Annotated in this window: 13 protein-coding genes; 11 read left to right on the top strand and 2 right to left on the bottom strand. The window is 37.9% G+C overall.

What is annotated here, in order from left to right:
- Window positions 1-59: 59 nt before the first annotated feature.
- A complete protein-coding gene (locus JKP73_RS02115) occupies window positions 60-1454 on the bottom strand; it encodes an NAD-dependent succinate-semialdehyde dehydrogenase (RefSeq protein WP_038242814.1) in 1395 nt (464 codons plus the stop codon).
- Between the two features lie 522 nt (window positions 1455-1976).
- Here JKP73_RS02115 and JKP73_RS02110 point away from each other — a divergent pair.
- The gene (locus JKP73_RS02110; protein ID WP_021289286.1) at window positions 1977-3593 is read left to right on the top strand and encodes a S8 family serine peptidase; all 1617 of its coding nucleotides are present in this window, start codon (window positions 1977-1979) and stop codon (window positions 3591-3593) included.
- A gap of 240 nt (window positions 3594-3833) precedes the next feature.
- Here JKP73_RS02110 and JKP73_RS02105 read toward each other — a convergent pair whose 3' ends face one another.
- Window positions 3834-4160, bottom strand: a complete 327-nt coding sequence (locus JKP73_RS02105; RefSeq protein WP_021289285.1) for a hypothetical protein — start codon at window positions 4158-4160, stop codon at window positions 3834-3836.
- A 711-nt stretch (window positions 4161-4871) separates the two neighbouring features.
- On the opposite strand from JKP73_RS02105, the gene nikB reads away from it, so the two are divergent.
- The 10 genes from nikB to JKP73_RS02055 all read left to right on the top strand — a co-directional run bounded on the left by nikB (window position 4872) and on the right by JKP73_RS02055 (window position 16271).
- Window positions 4872-5810 (top strand): nickel ABC transporter permease, encoded by a 939-nt coding sequence (gene nikB / locus JKP73_RS02100; protein WP_021289284.1) that lies wholly within the window; start codon window positions 4872-4874, stop codon window positions 5808-5810.
- A gap of 19 nt (window positions 5811-5829) precedes the next feature.
- Window positions 5830-6723: an ABC transporter permease gene (locus tag JKP73_RS02095; protein WP_021289283.1), complete on the top strand. Its 894-nt coding sequence runs from the start codon at window positions 5830-5832 to the stop codon at window positions 6721-6723.
- Window positions 6724-6744: 21 nt separating this feature from the next.
- Window positions 6745-8271, top strand: a complete 1527-nt coding sequence (locus JKP73_RS02090; RefSeq protein ID WP_200410841.1) for a glutathione ABC transporter substrate-binding protein — start codon at window positions 6745-6747, stop codon at window positions 8269-8271.
- Window positions 8272-8285: 14 nt separating this feature from the next.
- Window positions 8286-9284, top strand: a complete 999-nt coding sequence (locus tag JKP73_RS02085; RefSeq protein ID WP_200410840.1) for an ABC transporter ATP-binding protein — start codon at window positions 8286-8288, stop codon at window positions 9282-9284.
- On the top strand, window positions 9256-10227 hold the full coding sequence (locus tag JKP73_RS02080; protein WP_021289280.1) for an ABC transporter ATP-binding protein: 972 nt from the start codon (window positions 9256-9258) through the stop codon (window positions 10225-10227). The genes JKP73_RS02085 and JKP73_RS02080 overlap by 29 nt, the downstream gene beginning before the upstream one ends.
- Window positions 10228-10724: 497 nt before the next feature.
- Complete coding sequence (locus JKP73_RS02075) at window positions 10725-11039, top strand: PTS sugar transporter subunit IIB (RefSeq protein ID WP_021289278.1); 315 nt, start codon at window positions 10725-10727, stop codon at window positions 11037-11039.
- Between the two features lie 76 nt (window positions 11040-11115).
- Window positions 11116-12414: a PTS cellobiose transporter subunit IIC gene (gene celB / locus JKP73_RS02070; RefSeq protein WP_021289277.1), complete on the top strand. Its 1299-nt coding sequence runs from the start codon at window positions 11116-11118 to the stop codon at window positions 12412-12414.
- 26 nt (window positions 12415-12440) lie between these two features.
- Entirely contained in the window at window positions 12441-12746 is a 306-nt protein-coding gene (locus tag JKP73_RS02065; RefSeq protein ID WP_021289276.1) for a PTS sugar transporter subunit IIA, read from the top strand.
- A 25-nt stretch (window positions 12747-12771) separates the two neighbouring features.
- Window positions 12772-14154 (top strand): glycoside hydrolase family 1 protein, encoded by a 1383-nt coding sequence (locus JKP73_RS02060; RefSeq protein ID WP_021289275.1) that lies wholly within the window; start codon window positions 12772-12774, stop codon window positions 14152-14154.
- Window positions 14155-14342: 188 nt separating this feature from the next.
- Window positions 14343-16271 carry a BglG family transcription antiterminator gene (locus tag JKP73_RS02055; protein ID WP_021289274.1) on the top strand — a complete coding sequence of 643 codons (1929 nt, stop codon included), beginning with the start codon at window positions 14343-14345 and terminating at the stop codon, window positions 16269-16271.
- Window positions 16272-16290 lie beyond the last annotated feature (19 nt).

Genomic DNA, 16290 nt, shown 5'->3' with positions numbered 1-16290 from the left:
CCAATTCAATGAGCGAAATGGAAGCTCATTGAATTGGCGTTCAACATCTAGTGACAACCTTATTCTAAATTTCCAATGGACAAGTACTTTGTCTCTAAATATGGTTCAATGCCTTCTAGGCCGCCTTCACGTCCTAGCCCACTTTCTTTCATACCACCGAATGGTGCGTGTGCTGCAGATGGACCGCCATCATTCCAGCCAATAATTCCATAGTCTAATTGTTCATGGAGATACGTACCTGTTCGGTAATCATTTGTAAAAAAGTAAGCGGCAAGGCCGAATGGTGTATGATTTGCAATAGAAACGGCTTCCTCAATTTCAGTAAAGGTGGTTATAGGAGCAACTGGACCAAACGTTTCCTCGTGCATGATATCCATTTCTTTGGTTACATTTGTAAGCACGGTTGGATGAACAAAAAAGTAGCCTTTCTCTTTATTCGCATCGAAATGGTCACCTAACAGCACCTGGGCACCTTTTTTCTTTGCATCTGTAATATGAGAAATGATTTTTTCATAACCGCCTTGGTTTATAATTGGTCCAATATCAACACCTTCGTTTAATCCATTTCCGACCTGCAGTTGTTTTACTTCTGCAATCAATTTTTTAGAGAAGTCGTCAACGACATCTTCATGGACAATAATCCGGTTGGCGCAAACGCAAGTCTGTCCAGCATTGCGAAACTTAGTTGCAACGGTTTGTTTGGCGGCCAACTCGATATCTGCATCTTTGGCGACAATTAATGGTGCATGACCACCCAGTTCCATTGTTACATGCTTTACTGTATCTGCACTATTTTTTATTAATTCTTTACCCACTGACGTAGATCCAGTAAATGTAATTTTTCGAACATATTCACTTTCCGTAAATAAATCTCCAATGACGCTACCTGATCCAGTAACATATTGAATAGCTTCTTCTGGAATACCAGCTTCATGTGCTAATTCTATGATTCGTATACCAGTTAATGGTGTCTCAGAAGCCGGTTTTACAATAAATGTACAACCTGCTGCAAGTGCTGGTGCAGCTTTACGCGTCATCATAGCCGCTGGGAAATTCCAGGGGGTAATGGCTGCTACCAAACCAACGGGCTGTTTACTAATTATAATACGCTTTGATTCGGTATTTGCAGGGATTGTTCGTCCATATATTCGCTTTGCTTCTTCAGCATACCAATCAATATAACTTGCAGCGTACTCTACTTCTCCATACGACTCTTTTAATGGTTTCCCATTTTCAAGCGTCATTTGTTCGGCAAGATCATCTTTGGCATCGCGAATTTTTTTCGCCCATGCGTTTAATAGTTTCGCACGTTGATGGGCGTTGACCTTCGACCATGTTGAAAAATAGTCGTGTCCTTTCTTAAGAGCAATCTGAACATCTTCTTTGCTGTGCTTTTTAATCTCTTTAATCGTTTCCCCATTAGCAGGATTTGTAACAACAATCGAATCAGTCATGATAAAAACTCCTTTACTTAGTAATAGAACACTTCATTATTTTTATTATATTCCCTAATAGTCCATGGATAAAAACATTTGCTTCCTGTATTTAGGGAAATTTACGAGAAAAGGCTTATAAATGAAGAGGAAAAATAGTAGGTTCCAAAGGAAGTATAGGTGTTATTATTCATTTTTGTAAAAATATACTAATTTATGATTGAGCTTTGAAGCTGCGAATAAAGCTTGAAAACAAGGTATACATTTGATTTGAAGCAAATCTAATAAGTGAAATTCATTATAATTACCTAGGATAAAACATGAGAATTTTGCTACGAATCTACTAATTTATCAATAACGGCTTTTCTTTCGACTGCAATCGACAGCTTTTTTCTCGCTGCTTTTACTATACTTTTCATTACAACCTAGATCGTTCAAAAAAGCACCACTGTCAGCTAAGGGCCAAAATTTGTAAGGAGGGTAGACAGCAGGTGTTCTTTATCAAGGTTCTTATCTGATCTAAAAACGATGGGAGGAATAGCTGTGAGAATAAAACGGAGACATCGAATGAAAGCAGTTTTTAGCATAGCTGTATCGGCAATCATGACTTTCTCATTATTCACACCAGCAGTAGTAAATGCAGAAACAAGTACTAAATCCAATCAGGTGGTACAAGCAAAAGTTAGTAAGCGGTTAGTGAACGAATTTAATGATGATAGTAAAATAACCTTCCTAGTCAAATTTCGTGAAAAAGCCGATACGATGAGGGTGGCTAAACAAGCAAAAGCTTCCAGTCAAAGGGCACAAGTAACTGCTGAGAAGGCTGAGCTAACCCAACGGTCTGCTGTCTTAACCGAATTAAAGGAAACATCGTTGGATACGCAGCAAAATGTGAGGCAGTTTCTAGCAGAAGAAGCTAAAAAAGGTAATGTAGAATCATTTAAGTCGTACCATATTGTAAATGGGATGGCAGTAACAGCAACAAAAGACACAGCTAATAAAATCGCCGGTTTTGAGGAAGTAGAAAAGGTGTTGCCTAATGAAACAAGGGAATTATTTACAGCAGTTAGGCAAGATGCAGAAGCGCCTGCTTCACGCATTGCTAATGTAGAATGGAATGTTGAGCGTATCGGTGCTCCCGCTGTATGGGATATGGGATTTGATGGTTCTGGTGTAACTGTTGCTAGTATAGATACGGGGGTTCAATGGGATCATCCGGCATTAAAAGAAAAATACCGTGGCTATGATGCAGCTTCAGGAGAGGTAAGTCATGATTTTAACTGGTTTGATGCAACAGCAGGTGAAGCAGCGCCTTATGATGATCAAGGCCATGGTACACACGTAACCGGTACAATGGTTGGAAGTGAAGCTGATGGCTCTAACCAAATTGGCGTTGCTCCTGGAGCAGATTGGATCGCAGTAAAAGCATTTTCTGCCACTGGAGGTACAGATGCAGATTTATTAGAAGCAGCGGAATGGATATTAGCCCCGACGGATGCTGAAGGAAATGCACATGTAGAAATGGCTCCAGATATTGTTAATAATTCCTGGGGGGGCGGTTCAGGTCTTGATGAATGGTACCGTGATGTTGTACAAAATTGGAGAGCTGCAGAAATATTCCCTGAATTTTCAGCAGGCAACACGACGCTTACGAATCCAGGTGGACCGGAATCGGTAGCAGTACCAGCGAATTACCCTGAATCATTTGCAACTGGTGCAACGGACTTGAATGATCAACTAGGTAGCTTTTCTTTACAAGGACCGTCCCCTTATGAAGAAATAAAGCCTGAAATTTCAGCACCAGGTGTAAACATCCGTTCTAGTGTACCAGGTGGTGGCTATGAAGGCGGATGGAATGGAACTTCCATGGCTGGCCCTGCAGTTTCTGGAGTAGTAGCATTAATGAAACAAGCAGATAGTAGTTTAACCGTCGATGAGATAGAACAAGCGATTATATCGACAGCTAACCCATTGACGGATAGCGAATTTCCTGAATCGCCCAATAATGGATACGGTTATGGATTAATAAATGCATCTGATGCAGTTTCATCAATTGTACCGGGTGTCGGAACAACTCAACGACAATTAAAGAAAACAGTAGTGAATCAGGATGTCGCCATTGCATTTGTAAATCAACATAGAATAGCCCTCATGCGTTAACACAACATAGTCGGTTATTTTTGATTAAAAGGCAGATCTATCCGAACTATCATTCCGAGTATACGAAATTATAGTGGGGAAGGGTAGTTCGGATTTTATTGGTCCAACTAAATAAACCTAACGACTTAATGGTTAAGTGGTATGGTTCTAAGGAACTTTATCGACTATTCTTCAATTGAGGATAACATATCCTTGGTGTGATTATCGCTAATACTATTCGTACTAATTTAAAACAAATGACTAATTCACATAAAGATTACAGAGACGATTGTGGCCATTATATGGATAAATAAGGAAATCATATCTGGTGCGATAACTTTCTTGGGTATCCATTGAAGTGTAGCCCATATAGTAGATTGCGATGGTGGATACGTAACTAATAGCCACTCCGAGAGCCAACCCCAGCAAGAGCCACCGCCAGGATACTTTACGAAAGTCAAAAGAAAAAGCGGATCGAATACGTATGATGAAGGCTGCTCCAAAGGATCCTAATCCGTCCAAAGCGGATAATGCAGAGAGAGCATGACCCATAAACCCGGGATTAGGATCGGTGACTTGTTGAAGCAATATCACAGCTCCTACAATAATTACGATATATATTTTCGACCGTGATTTCTGGCCAACCAGGCGTCTATTTACCCCGATTAAGAGTATCTCCAGTTTTGTGAGGATTCTTGAGTCCCCTATTCATTCATATCATAACAACTCCCATCATTTGTTGACGTATTTCAAGAGAAAACTGTGACATATTAAAACTCCTTTTCTGTTTAAATTTAGTTGATTTGATTTAATTCGTAGCGTACATAAGCTATGGGAACAGCCATATAACAATGAATTGTAGTATCAGGAGAGAAAACTGTAACAAATTCAAGTTAAAAACATTATGCAAAATCTACTTATTTAACTCTGTAGTGATTTCGTGTACTATTTTCAGGATCATGATAAAGGGATCAGTGGTAACGATAAAATCTTCATTTCATGTAGACTTCAGCCAGTGCAGAATCGCTATATATAATGAAGATTAGTGCTTTTTTATCCACGTTTCCGATGTAATTGAAGGTATTTAAACATGTTATGGCAGCTATAAACAACAATATAGTGCTAATGACATAAACGAAATAATTATAGGGATATTTCCTTAAAAAAGAAAGTAATTATTTAAAAAAATGGTTAAATCGACAGCTGATAATATTGACAACTGTCGAATTGTGAAATAGAATAATATTTAATTTATATAGAAAAATAAGAAAAATGAAACAATTGAAAGGGGAGGAATGAATGGTCGGATTAATTATTCGACGGTTTTTACAATTACTATTGCTGTTATTCGGTATTTCGTTTTTGGTTTTTATGAGCATGCATCTTGCACCAGGAGATCCTGCAACTATCATTGGTGGTCCTAATGCAACCGCATCAGATTTGGAGGCTATTCGGGAAAATTTAGGACTAAATCGGCCTGTCGTTGTTCAATATTTTGACTATTTAGCTGGAGTGTTGCAAGGAGATTTCGGCTACTCATATCAAACGAATCAAGCAGTTACAGAAGCAATTATTACTCGATTTCCTGCGACAATAAAGCTTGCAACCGCTAGTATGATTGTGGCTATTATTATTGGAATCGTTGCAGGTATGATTTCAGCAAGAAAGCAGAATAGCTGGATTGATGTGACAAGTACAACTTTCGCTTTAGCTGGTGTTTCTATTCCTAATTTTTGGCTTGGTGCAATGCTTATATTAATTTTCTCCGTAAACCTACAAATACTTCCAGTAGGTGGATTGAATTCCCCTTTTTACACAGTAGAAGGCATGAAAGAGTTAATTTTACCTGCAATTACTTTAGGTACGGCATCTGCAGCACTTATTGCGAGGATGACTAGGTCATCTATGCTTGAGGTAATTCGATCAGACTATATTCGTACAGCCAGAGCAAAAGGGGTTCGCAAGCATTCGTTAATATGGATACATGCACTTAAGAATGCAATGATTCCGGTAATTACTGTCATTGGCATTAACTTTGGTGGGCTACTAGGGGGAACGATTATTACGGAGCAGGTTTTCGCCATTAATGGTGTTGGCAGATTAATGATTGATGCGATAGCAGCAAGAGATTTTCCTATTGTACAAGGAACGGTATTATTAGTTGCCGGCATATTTGTAGTTGTCAATTTGGTAGTAGATATTATCTATGCACTCATTGACCCAAGAATAAGTTATTAAGTTAGAAAGGAGGTAAACAATGTCATCGGTAGCTGGGCTTAAGGAAAAACAAGAGAAATCATGGAAGGAACATCGATTGATCACCATATTTCGGGATTTAGTTAAAAACAAATTAGCTGCGATTGGGATTGTAATCATCGCAAGCATTTTTATTGCAGCGGTATTTGCTCCTTGGTTATCGAGTTATGGTCCCTATGAACAGGATTTAAGTGGTACCAAATTAGCAGCTGGGGCAGATGGCCACATCTTAGGAACAGATAATTATGGGAGAGATATGTGGTCGAGATTGGTTCATGGAGCGAGGCTATCTCTAGTGGTGGGTTTAAGCTCCGTAGCAATCGGATTGATCGGCGGAATTGGTCTTGGTCTACTAGCAGGTTATTACCGAAAGTTAGATGGATTGATTATGAGAGTTGTTGACTTATTGTTTGCATTTCCTGGAATTCTATTAGCCATGTTAATTATAGCAATGCTTGGCACAAGTTTAATAAATGTCATTATTGCGATAAGTATTTGGTCCATTCCAGGCTGTGCTCGTATCGTTCGCGGAAGTGTGTTATCCATAAAACAACAAGAGTATATTCTTGCTATGAAAACATTAGGGGCAAGTGATAGAAGAATCTTATTAAAACATATTCTTCCTAATTGTACTGCTCCTTTAATTGTATTTGCGACAATGCGAATGGCTACTGCTATTTTATCAACCTCTGCATTAAGTTACTTAGGATTAGGAGCGCAACCACCTACGCCTGAATGGGGGGCAATGATAGCAGCAGGGCAGGATTTTATGTGGGAAGCGCCGCATATGGCTATTATCCCAGGATTAGGTATTATGTTAACCGTTTTTGCCTTTAATGTAGTTGGTGATGGATTAAGAGATGCACTTGATCCAAATATGGACATGAATGTTTAAAAAAGAGAGAGGGAGATATGAATGAGAAAATGTTTTGTACCAATATGTTTGCTCGTATTAATGATTGTTTCTGCTGCTTGTAGTAGTGAGAATAGTAGTGGAAAAGAAAGCACAACACCCCCACAAGAAATCACATATGCCTCTACTTCAGATGCAGCAGGGTTGTCTCCAATTGATACCAATGACTCTGTATCTTCAAATGTAACGTATCAAGTGTATGAAACATTATTCACACAGGATCCAGAAACAATGGAAATCGAACCATTATTAGCTGAATCGTATGAAAATCCTGATGATAATACATGGGTTATTAAGTTAAAAGAAGGGATTACCTTCCACGATGGTACTCCGTTTAATGCTGAAGCGGTGAAGTATACATTTGAACAATTGAAAGATCCAGATAGAGCCGCGCCTCGAGCATCTTTGCTTGCACCGATCGAATCGATCGAAGTGGAAGATGAAAATACCGTCGTATTAAATACGGAGGAACCGTACGGACCGATGTTAGCTGCTCTCAGCCATACGAATGCAGCAATTGTTAGCCCAACAGCTGATCAGGAAGGGGATATCAATAAAGAACCAGTTGGAACTGGACCATTTGTATTTGATGAGTGGGTGGAAGGCGATCATATTACATTAACTAGAAATGAAGATTACTGGAGAGATCCAGCAAAATTAGAAAAGGTGACATACAAAGTAGTTCCAGAGTTTTCAACCGCTATATCCATGTTGGAAACAGGGGAAGTCCAATTTATCGATGCAATCGCATCTGATCATATTAATCGTGTCGAATCGATTCAAAATGTTGAAGTACAAAAAACGGAAGGTACGCGTGTATCCTATCTAGGATTTAATATGGAAAAAGAACCATTTAATGAATTGGCATTTAGACAAGCGGTTGCATACGGTATTGATCAAGAAGCATACGTATCTCAACTGAATGATCTTGGTATAGACAATGAGAGTATTATTGGTCCAAATGTTTTCGGCTATCAAGAAGATGCTAAGGAAAAAGGGTATGCATATAATCCTGAAAAAGCCAAGCAACTGATAGAAGATAATGGGTACGCTGGTCAGGAAATCACACTATTTGCTGCCAACCGTGACAATTATATGAAAATGGCCGAAATTGTACAATCACAGTTATCAGAAATCGGATTAAATGTTTCTATTGAAACAATGGAGTGGGCAAGCTTTTTGGAGAGTGCTAGAAAGGGAGACTACGAGATGACTTTTCTAGGCTGGTCAAATAGTACTGCAGACGGAAGTGAATTACTCTATCCGAATTTACACTCAGATAATATTGGTTCTTCCAATTATGCAAGATACGAAAATAGCGAATTTGATAAATTGGTACAAGAATCACGTTCGTCTGTTGATCAAGAAGTTAGAAAGCAAAAATTACACGCAGCAAATTTAATTGCTATGGAGGAAGCTCCTTGGATTGTAATGAATCATGGCATTGTAACAGCAGCTTATGATGCGTCTATGGAGGGGTTAATTGTTGATCCTACCGGAAAGTGGTCGCTATATCCAGTTAGTAGATAGAAAGGATGAATCTTATGAATCCACTATTACAAGTAACGGATTTAGAAACAACGTTTCATACACCAAATAAAGATTTGACTGCTGTCCGAAATGTATCCTTTTCGGTGGATCATGGGGAAACGTTGTGTATTGTCGGTGAATCAGGTTGCGGAAAAAGTTTGACTTCTCTTTCAATCATGGGTCTTTTACCAGCGAAGGGAAGAATAACGAATGGAACCATTTTACTCGGGGAAGAAGAACTAACGAAACAATCAGAAGTGCAAATGGAGAAGATAAGAGGAAATAAAGTATCCATGATTTTTCAAGAACCGATGACTGCGCTTAATCCCGTCCTAACTATTGGTTTTCAACTTCGTGAATCACTAATGATTCATCGGCAAATGAATAAAAAAGCAGCTACTGTAAAAAGTATAGAGTTATTAAACAAAGTAGGAATTCCTAGTCCGAGAGAGAGGTTAAAACAATATCCACATGAATTAAGTGGTGGTATGCGTCAGCGGGTGATGATTGCTATCGCATTAGCTTGTGAACCAGATCTATTAATTGCTGACGAACCAACTACTGCGCTTGATGTAACCATTCAAGCACAAATTTTGGATTTAATTGATGAGCTGCAACAAGAGATTGGAATGGGAGTTATTTTTGTCACACACGATATGGGGGTGGTTGCTGAAATTGCTGATCGTGTCATGGTAATGTATGGAGGGGAAGTCGTTGAGACGGCTGATGTCGATGCGATTTTTGAAGCTCCCCAACATCCGTATACAAAAGGGTTACTTCATTCCGTTCCAGATGTTGATAATCCAATGCAGGAGTTAAAAATAATTGAAGGTTCTATGCCTGGACCCGACGATAAGATAACAGGATGCCGATTTCATCCCAGATGTCCATTTGCTATGGAAAAATGTAAACAGAAAGAACCTCCATTATTTAATCTGTCTCCGATGCATACTAGTAAATGTTGGTTACAGGAGGTGACAGAGAGTGAGTCGAACACCGTTATTAGAGGTTAACAATGTAACCAAACATTTCCCAATAAAAAAAGGGGTGTTTCGGCGTACAAAAGCACATGTAAAAGCGGTTAATGGTGTGGATTTGTTTGTTCATGAGGGAGAAACATTAGGTGTGGTTGGGGAATCAGGCTGTGGTAAGTCTACCTTAGGAAGAGTAATTATTGGTCTTGAAAAAATGACCAATGGAACCATTTATTTTCAAGGGGACTCTATTGGACAATTATCAGATCGTCATTTGAAAAAATATAAACGGAATTTGCAGATGATTTTTCAAGATCCTTTTGCATCACTTAATCCAAGACAAAAAGTGGGAGACGCCTTAGAAGAAGTATTTATTATTCATGATTCCGATTTAAATAAACAGCACCGAAAGCAGCGTGTTTTGGAATTACTTAAAGAAGTTGGATTAAAAGCAGAACATTATCATCGATATCCACATGAGTTTAGTGGGGGGCAACGGCAGCGCATAGGTATTGCACGTGCGTTAGCATTAAATCCGTCATTGATTGTATGCGATGAAGCTGTATCTGCTCTTGATGTTTCTGTACAAGCTCAAGTTATAAAGCTTTTAAAAGATTTACAGAAAAAATATCAGCTTAGCTATTTATTTATTTCCCATGATCTGGGAGTCGTCCGACATATGAGTGATCGAGTCCTTGTTATGTACTTAGGCGCACAGGTTGAATTAGGAGATGCAAGTCGAATTTATGCAAATCCCCTTCACCCATATACGAAGGCATTATTATCTGCTATTCCTCGCCCGAAAACTAAAATAAAGCGAGAACGCATCAAGTTACAAGGGGACATGCCTAGTCCAGCAAATTATCCAAAAGGCTGCCCATTTCATACACGATGCCCGATTGCAAAATCCTATTGTGCGGAAAGGATGCCTGCGTATCGTGAAGTAGAAGAAAATCATTTTGTTGCTTGCCATGAGGTTTAACAAACATGCAGGAACTGGTTCTTTGCCAGTTCCTGCAACCTTTTTCTTCATAATAGTATCTGATCCTTATAGTTCCCCGCTATTAATCATATCTACGACAGCTTCCAGCGAAAAATCATCGCCATTTATAAGCGATTGCTTTTTCTCTTCTATTGCAGCTTGTTTTTTATATGGTTTTCATTCGCCGTTTGTTGTATGCAAATTCGTTAGACTTGATCATTCATCTTAAATAGACATTGATGTTCAACTAAAACTTCCTCCATCCAAGCTGCTTCATATTGATTTAACCTTTTCATGAACTGTCTCCTTCTCATTTCTGTCTAAATATGTTAGTACCCACCTAATTGATGAATTAAACTTTATCCTTTACTTATGTAAATAATTGTAAGCGCTTAATTATTTCCGTTTCGTGACGGAAAAAGTATAGGTGTAGTTTCCGGTAGTATTCTTTTAAACTATAGTTAAAATTAACTAATTACCAACTAGGAGGAATTCTCTTGAAAAATATTGTTTTAGCATGTTCAGCAGGTATGTCAACAAGTTTATTAGTTTCTAAGATGGAAGAAATAGCTACTGAAAAAGGACTAGATGTCCGGATTTGGGCAGTAGCACAGGATAAAGTGGTTAAAGAAATGGAACAAGCAGATGTACTACTTATTGGACCGCAAATGCGCTTTTTGAAGAAGAAGCTTTCGAAGGCCGCGGAAGAGTTGAATGTCCCTATTGATGTCATTGATCCGATTGCATATGGAAGAATCGATGGAGAAGCGGTGTTAACAACAGCATTAGAGATGCTTGAGGGAAATAAATAAAAAGTTAATAACGATTTCAAGTGTTTGATAATTATTTAATCGTTATTTAGCTGCCATTTAAAAGGGGGAGATTTAAATGAATGGGAAGTTTATGGAAATGTTGGAGAACTTCTTATTACCTATTGCTGATAAGTTAAACAATAATCGGTATTTATCAGCTTTACGTGATGGATTTATGGTTGCTTTACCACTGATTATTTTTGGATCCATTTTTGTTGTTATTGCCAATTTTCCTTTTCTGGATAAGATGATTAGTGAGGAGGCATATACAGCATACCAAAATGCTTTAGGTCCAGCTTCAGCTGCAACGTTGAGTATTATGGGGATGTTCGTCATTGTTGGGATCGGTTATAAGCTAACCGAACATTATGAAGGCGAGGCAATATACGGTGGAGTTGTGGCATTAGCTGCATTCCTTATCTTAACTCCGCAAGTATTAGAAGGTGTTTCCGGGGTTATTCCTACAGCGAGTCTTGGAGCAGAAGGAATGTTCCTTGGTATCTTTACAGCCTTTATCTCTGCAGAATTATATCACTTTTTTGTGAAAAAAGATTGGACTATCAAAATGCCTGCTGGAGTACCAGGTGCTGTTTCTAGATCATTTAGTGCATTAATTCCAATCACGTTAACATTATCTGTATTTTTAGTTATCCGTATTCTATTTAGTTATACTAATTTTGAGACGCTACAGAATTTTATTTATACTATTATACAACAACCATTAACTGAATTAGGTAGTGGATTACCCGCAACGATTATTGCCGTACTATTAATTCAACTCTTCTGGTTCTTTGGTCTTCATGGCCAAATCATTGTGAATTCCGTTTTCGATCCAATTTGGTATGCATTAAATGATCAAAACCTGTCTGCATTTCAGGCTGGAAATGAATTGCCAAACATTGTGACCAAACAGTTTGTTGATTCTTTTCTTGTTGGTATGGGTGGGTCAGGTATGACATTAGCTGTCATTATCCTAATCTTTATCATCGGGAGAAGTAGACAATTGAAAGAATTAGGAAAGCTAGGAGCTCCTGCTGGTATTTTTAATGTAAACGAACCAATTATTTTTGGTTTACCAATTATTATGAATCCATTGATTATTATTCCATGGCTTGTTGCACCAGTAGTAGTTACCGTTATTACGTATGTTGCAATGGCTACAGGATTAGTTCCACCACCTGCAGGGGTCATTGTTCCTTGGACAACACCTGTTATTTTAAATGGATTTCTAGCAACTGGGAATGCATGGCAAGGCGGTGTATTACAAGCTTTCAATTTACTTGTTGTTATTGCTATTTGGTGGCCATTCTTGAAAATTATGGATAAAAGCTACTATGAGAAAGAGAAAAAAGCAGAAACAAAAAAATCGACGTAATTGAACAGTCATGAGAGGTGAAAATCGTGGATCAAACAACAGAAATTGCATTTCAAATTATTTTGCATGCAGGTAATGGTAAATCGAATGTGATGGAGGCTATTCAAGAAGCTAAACATGGTGATTTTTCTAAAGCGGATGAATTAGTAGAAGAAGCGGGTGAAGAATTAAGTAAGGCACATGAGTATCAAACAAAACTCCTTCAAAATGAGGCAAAAGGGGAGGAGAATGTGATTAATGTCATGCTTATCCATTCACAGGATCATTTAATGACAACTATGACAGTAAGAGATCTTGCGATTGAAATAATTGAAATCTATCGAAATAAGTAGTCAGATATAAATAGGAGGTACAGTAATGGAAGTGAATTATCAGTTTCCACAAGGTTTTTGGTGGGGGAGTGCAACTTCAGCAACGCAGATAGAAGGGGCGGCAAACGAAGACGGCAAAGCAAAAAACATTTGGGATCATTGGTATGAACAAGAACCTCATCGATTTTTTGATAACGTCGGTCCGAGTAAGACCTCTGATTTTTATCATACCTATAAAGATGATATACAGTTAATGAAAGAAATTGGACATAACACCTTTCGAATCTCGCTTTCATGGTCTAGGCTCATGCCTCAGGGAGAGCTAAATCAACAAGCTGTAACATTTTACAATTCGGTAATCGACGAGTTAATAGCTAATGATATTGAACCGTTTGTCAATCTCTTTCACTTTGATATGCCATTTGATTTGCAAAAACAGGGTGGTTGGGAAAGTAGAGAAGTAGTAGATAAATATGTAGATTATGCTGCTACATGTTTTCGGCTGTTTGGCGATCGTGTAACGAAATGGTTTACGTTTAACGAACCAATTGTACCAGTAGAAGGTGGCTACTTATATGATTTTCATTATCCAAACATCGTTGATGCCAAAAAGGCTGTTCAAGTAGCTTATCATACGATGATTGCACATGCGAAAGCAGTGCAAGCATTTCGTCAATTTGACTTTACACAAAGTAAGATTGGAATTATCTTAAATCTAACTCCTTCTTATCCAAGAAGCAATAACCCAGCCGACCTTAGAGCTTCTCGAATCGCGGATCTATTTTTTAATCGTAGCTTTTTAGACCCAGCTGTTCTTGGTGAATATCCAGAAGAATTGATTGCTATTCTAAAAGAGCATGGTCAACTGCCTTCAACATTCGAAGGGGATAAGGAGCTCTTAAAACGAAATACGATTGATTTACTTGGCGTAAATTATTACCAGCCTCGTCGAGTCAAAGCAAAAGAGCATTTACCAAATCCATATGCTCCGTTTATGCCTGATTGGTTTTTCGATAATTATGAAATGCCAGGAAGGAAGATGAATAAGTATCGGGGTTGGGAGATTTATGAAAAGGGTATTTATGATATCTTGATTAATTTAAAAGAGAACTATGGAAATATTGCGTCTTTCATCTCAGAGAATGGGATGGGCGTTCAAGATGAGGAGCGTTTTATAGAAAACGGAGAAATTCAGGATGATTATCGCATTGAATTTATCCGTGATCATCTAAAATGGGTCCATCAAGCGATTCAAGAAGATTGTAATGTAAAAGGCTATCATTTATGGGCGTTCATGGATAATTGGTCTTGGATGAATGCTTATAAAAATCGTTACGGTTTCTACTCGGTGAATCTCAAAACCATGAAACGAACACCAAAGAAAAGCGCACATTGGATAAAAAGCGTAGCTGAGCATAACGGATTTTAAAAAAGAATGGCCTTCATATCCATTAAAAGACAAATACTAAAAAAGTATCATTCTATTAACAAATCGACTAAAATAAAGAGAATTGAGTAATTTTGGTCTTCAGTAAAAAAACAGCGTTCTGGTGGATTTAGTACATTCAACTACCAGAACGCCCTCTTTTCTAAACCTTCAGTAAGGAGCAATTAGATATGCTTACCTTAAGGATGCGAATGATTTTAAAAAAAATGATGATTGCCGATGCTCCTGTTACAGGAGCTTTTTTGGCTGATTTAAATAATGTAACTTCTCGCACGACAAGGGGAGATATAAAGAAGTTGGATGACCAGATTCAAGGATATGGCGCAAAGATTGAAACGATTATGGGAAAAGGGTATAAACTAGCAATACTTGACGAGACGAGGTTCCGCGATTTTCTGCATAGGATTGCTTATCATGAATTACCAATTGGAATAATGCATCCACAAACACCAGAAGAACGGGAGACAGAAATTATTCGCAGGCTATTAGTTAGTAATGACTATGTAAAGTTGGAACAATTAGCTGATGAGCTGTTTGTTAGTAAATCTACCGTGCAAAATGACTTGAAGCAAGTGAAACGTATTTTACAGCGCTACTCCATTCATTTAAAATCCCGACCTAATTATGGATTGCGATTAGAAGGTGAAGAATTAAAGATTCGATTTTGTATGGCTGAATATATCGTTGAGCGAAACGATGATCGTGGTGAACAACCAATGGAAAAATTCATTGATTCTATCGAAAAGGAAGATGTAGAGTCTATTTCCCAGGTTATTATCCGACAGATTAGGAACTATCATATTAGTATGTCAGATATTGCCATTCAAAACTTAGTTGTCCACATCGCTATTGCGTTTCAGCGCATACGTAGTGGAAATCATATCACGTTGCAGTCTAGTGAAGTAAAACAAATTCGTACGCAATACGAATATCAAGTAGCTGCAAGGATCGTAAAGAAAGTTGAGCAGCACTTTCAAGTTGCATTCCCACTTGAAGAAACAGCCTATATAGCTATTCACTTACTAGGAACAAAAATGTTATCGGAACCTAATAAAGCAGAAGTACTCGATGAACATATGATTTCAGAAAATATCTTAGCTATTATACGAAAAATGCTGCATAAAGTAGAGGGAGAATATAACTTAGGAATTGAACATGATAAGGAGTTAATTATTGCGTTAGGATTGCATTTGAAACCAGCCATCAATCGATACAAATATGGCATGAATATACGAAATCCATTACTTGAAGAAATTAAAAGAAAGTATCCTTTGGCATTTGAAGCAGGAATTTTAGCAGGGTTGGTAATTGAAGAGGAAACAGGTTCAGAGATTGATGAAAATGAAATTGGCTATATTGCCTTACACATTGGTGCTGCAATCGAAAGGAAAAATTTCCATACAGGTCCGAAACGCTGTTTAATTGTTTGTGCTTCTGGGTTTGGAACAGCACAGCTTATTTATTACAAAGTAAAAACAGAATTTAAACAAACGCTAGACGTTGTTGGAATTACGGAACGATACAAGTTACATGAGTATCCGTTACATGAAATTGACGTCATTATTAGTTCCGTGCCAATTGCATCGAATATTTCTGTGCCTGTTGTCGAAGTTAGCGCTATATTGGGAAGTTCGGATTTAGAACGGATTGAACAGTTTATTAACAATCAAGGACGAATAACTACCTATTTCCAAAAACACCTCATGTTTTTAAGAGAAGATTTAGTGACAAAAGATGAAGTGCTTGAATTTTTATATCATCAGCTCTTTCAGTTAGGGATGGTTCAAGGTGATTTCCTGAATTATATATATCAACGTGAAAAAATTGCGCCAACTTCCTATGGTAATTTAGTGGCCATTCCACACCCAATCACACCGCAGACAAATGAAACATTTTTAACCGTATGTACGTTAAAAAAGCCGGTGTTATGGGGGACAAAGCCTGTTCAGTTCATATGTTTGTTAAATGTGAAAAAAGATAGTAAGGAAGATTTACAGCAGATGTATGAGTTGTTAGGATCTATTGTCAATTCAGAAATAACTGTCCAACAACTGATAAAATCTACTACCTATCAAGCTTTTATCCAAGAATTGCAATAAAGGCAGGGCATTGTTTTCT

Source organism: Virgibacillus salexigens, from assembly GCF_014905415.1.
GTDB lineage: Bacteria > Bacillota > Bacilli > Bacillales > Amphibacillaceae > Virgibacillus > Virgibacillus salexigens.
Note: the sequence above shows the minus strand (reverse complement) of the source record. Positions and strands in the feature narration are given on the sequence as shown.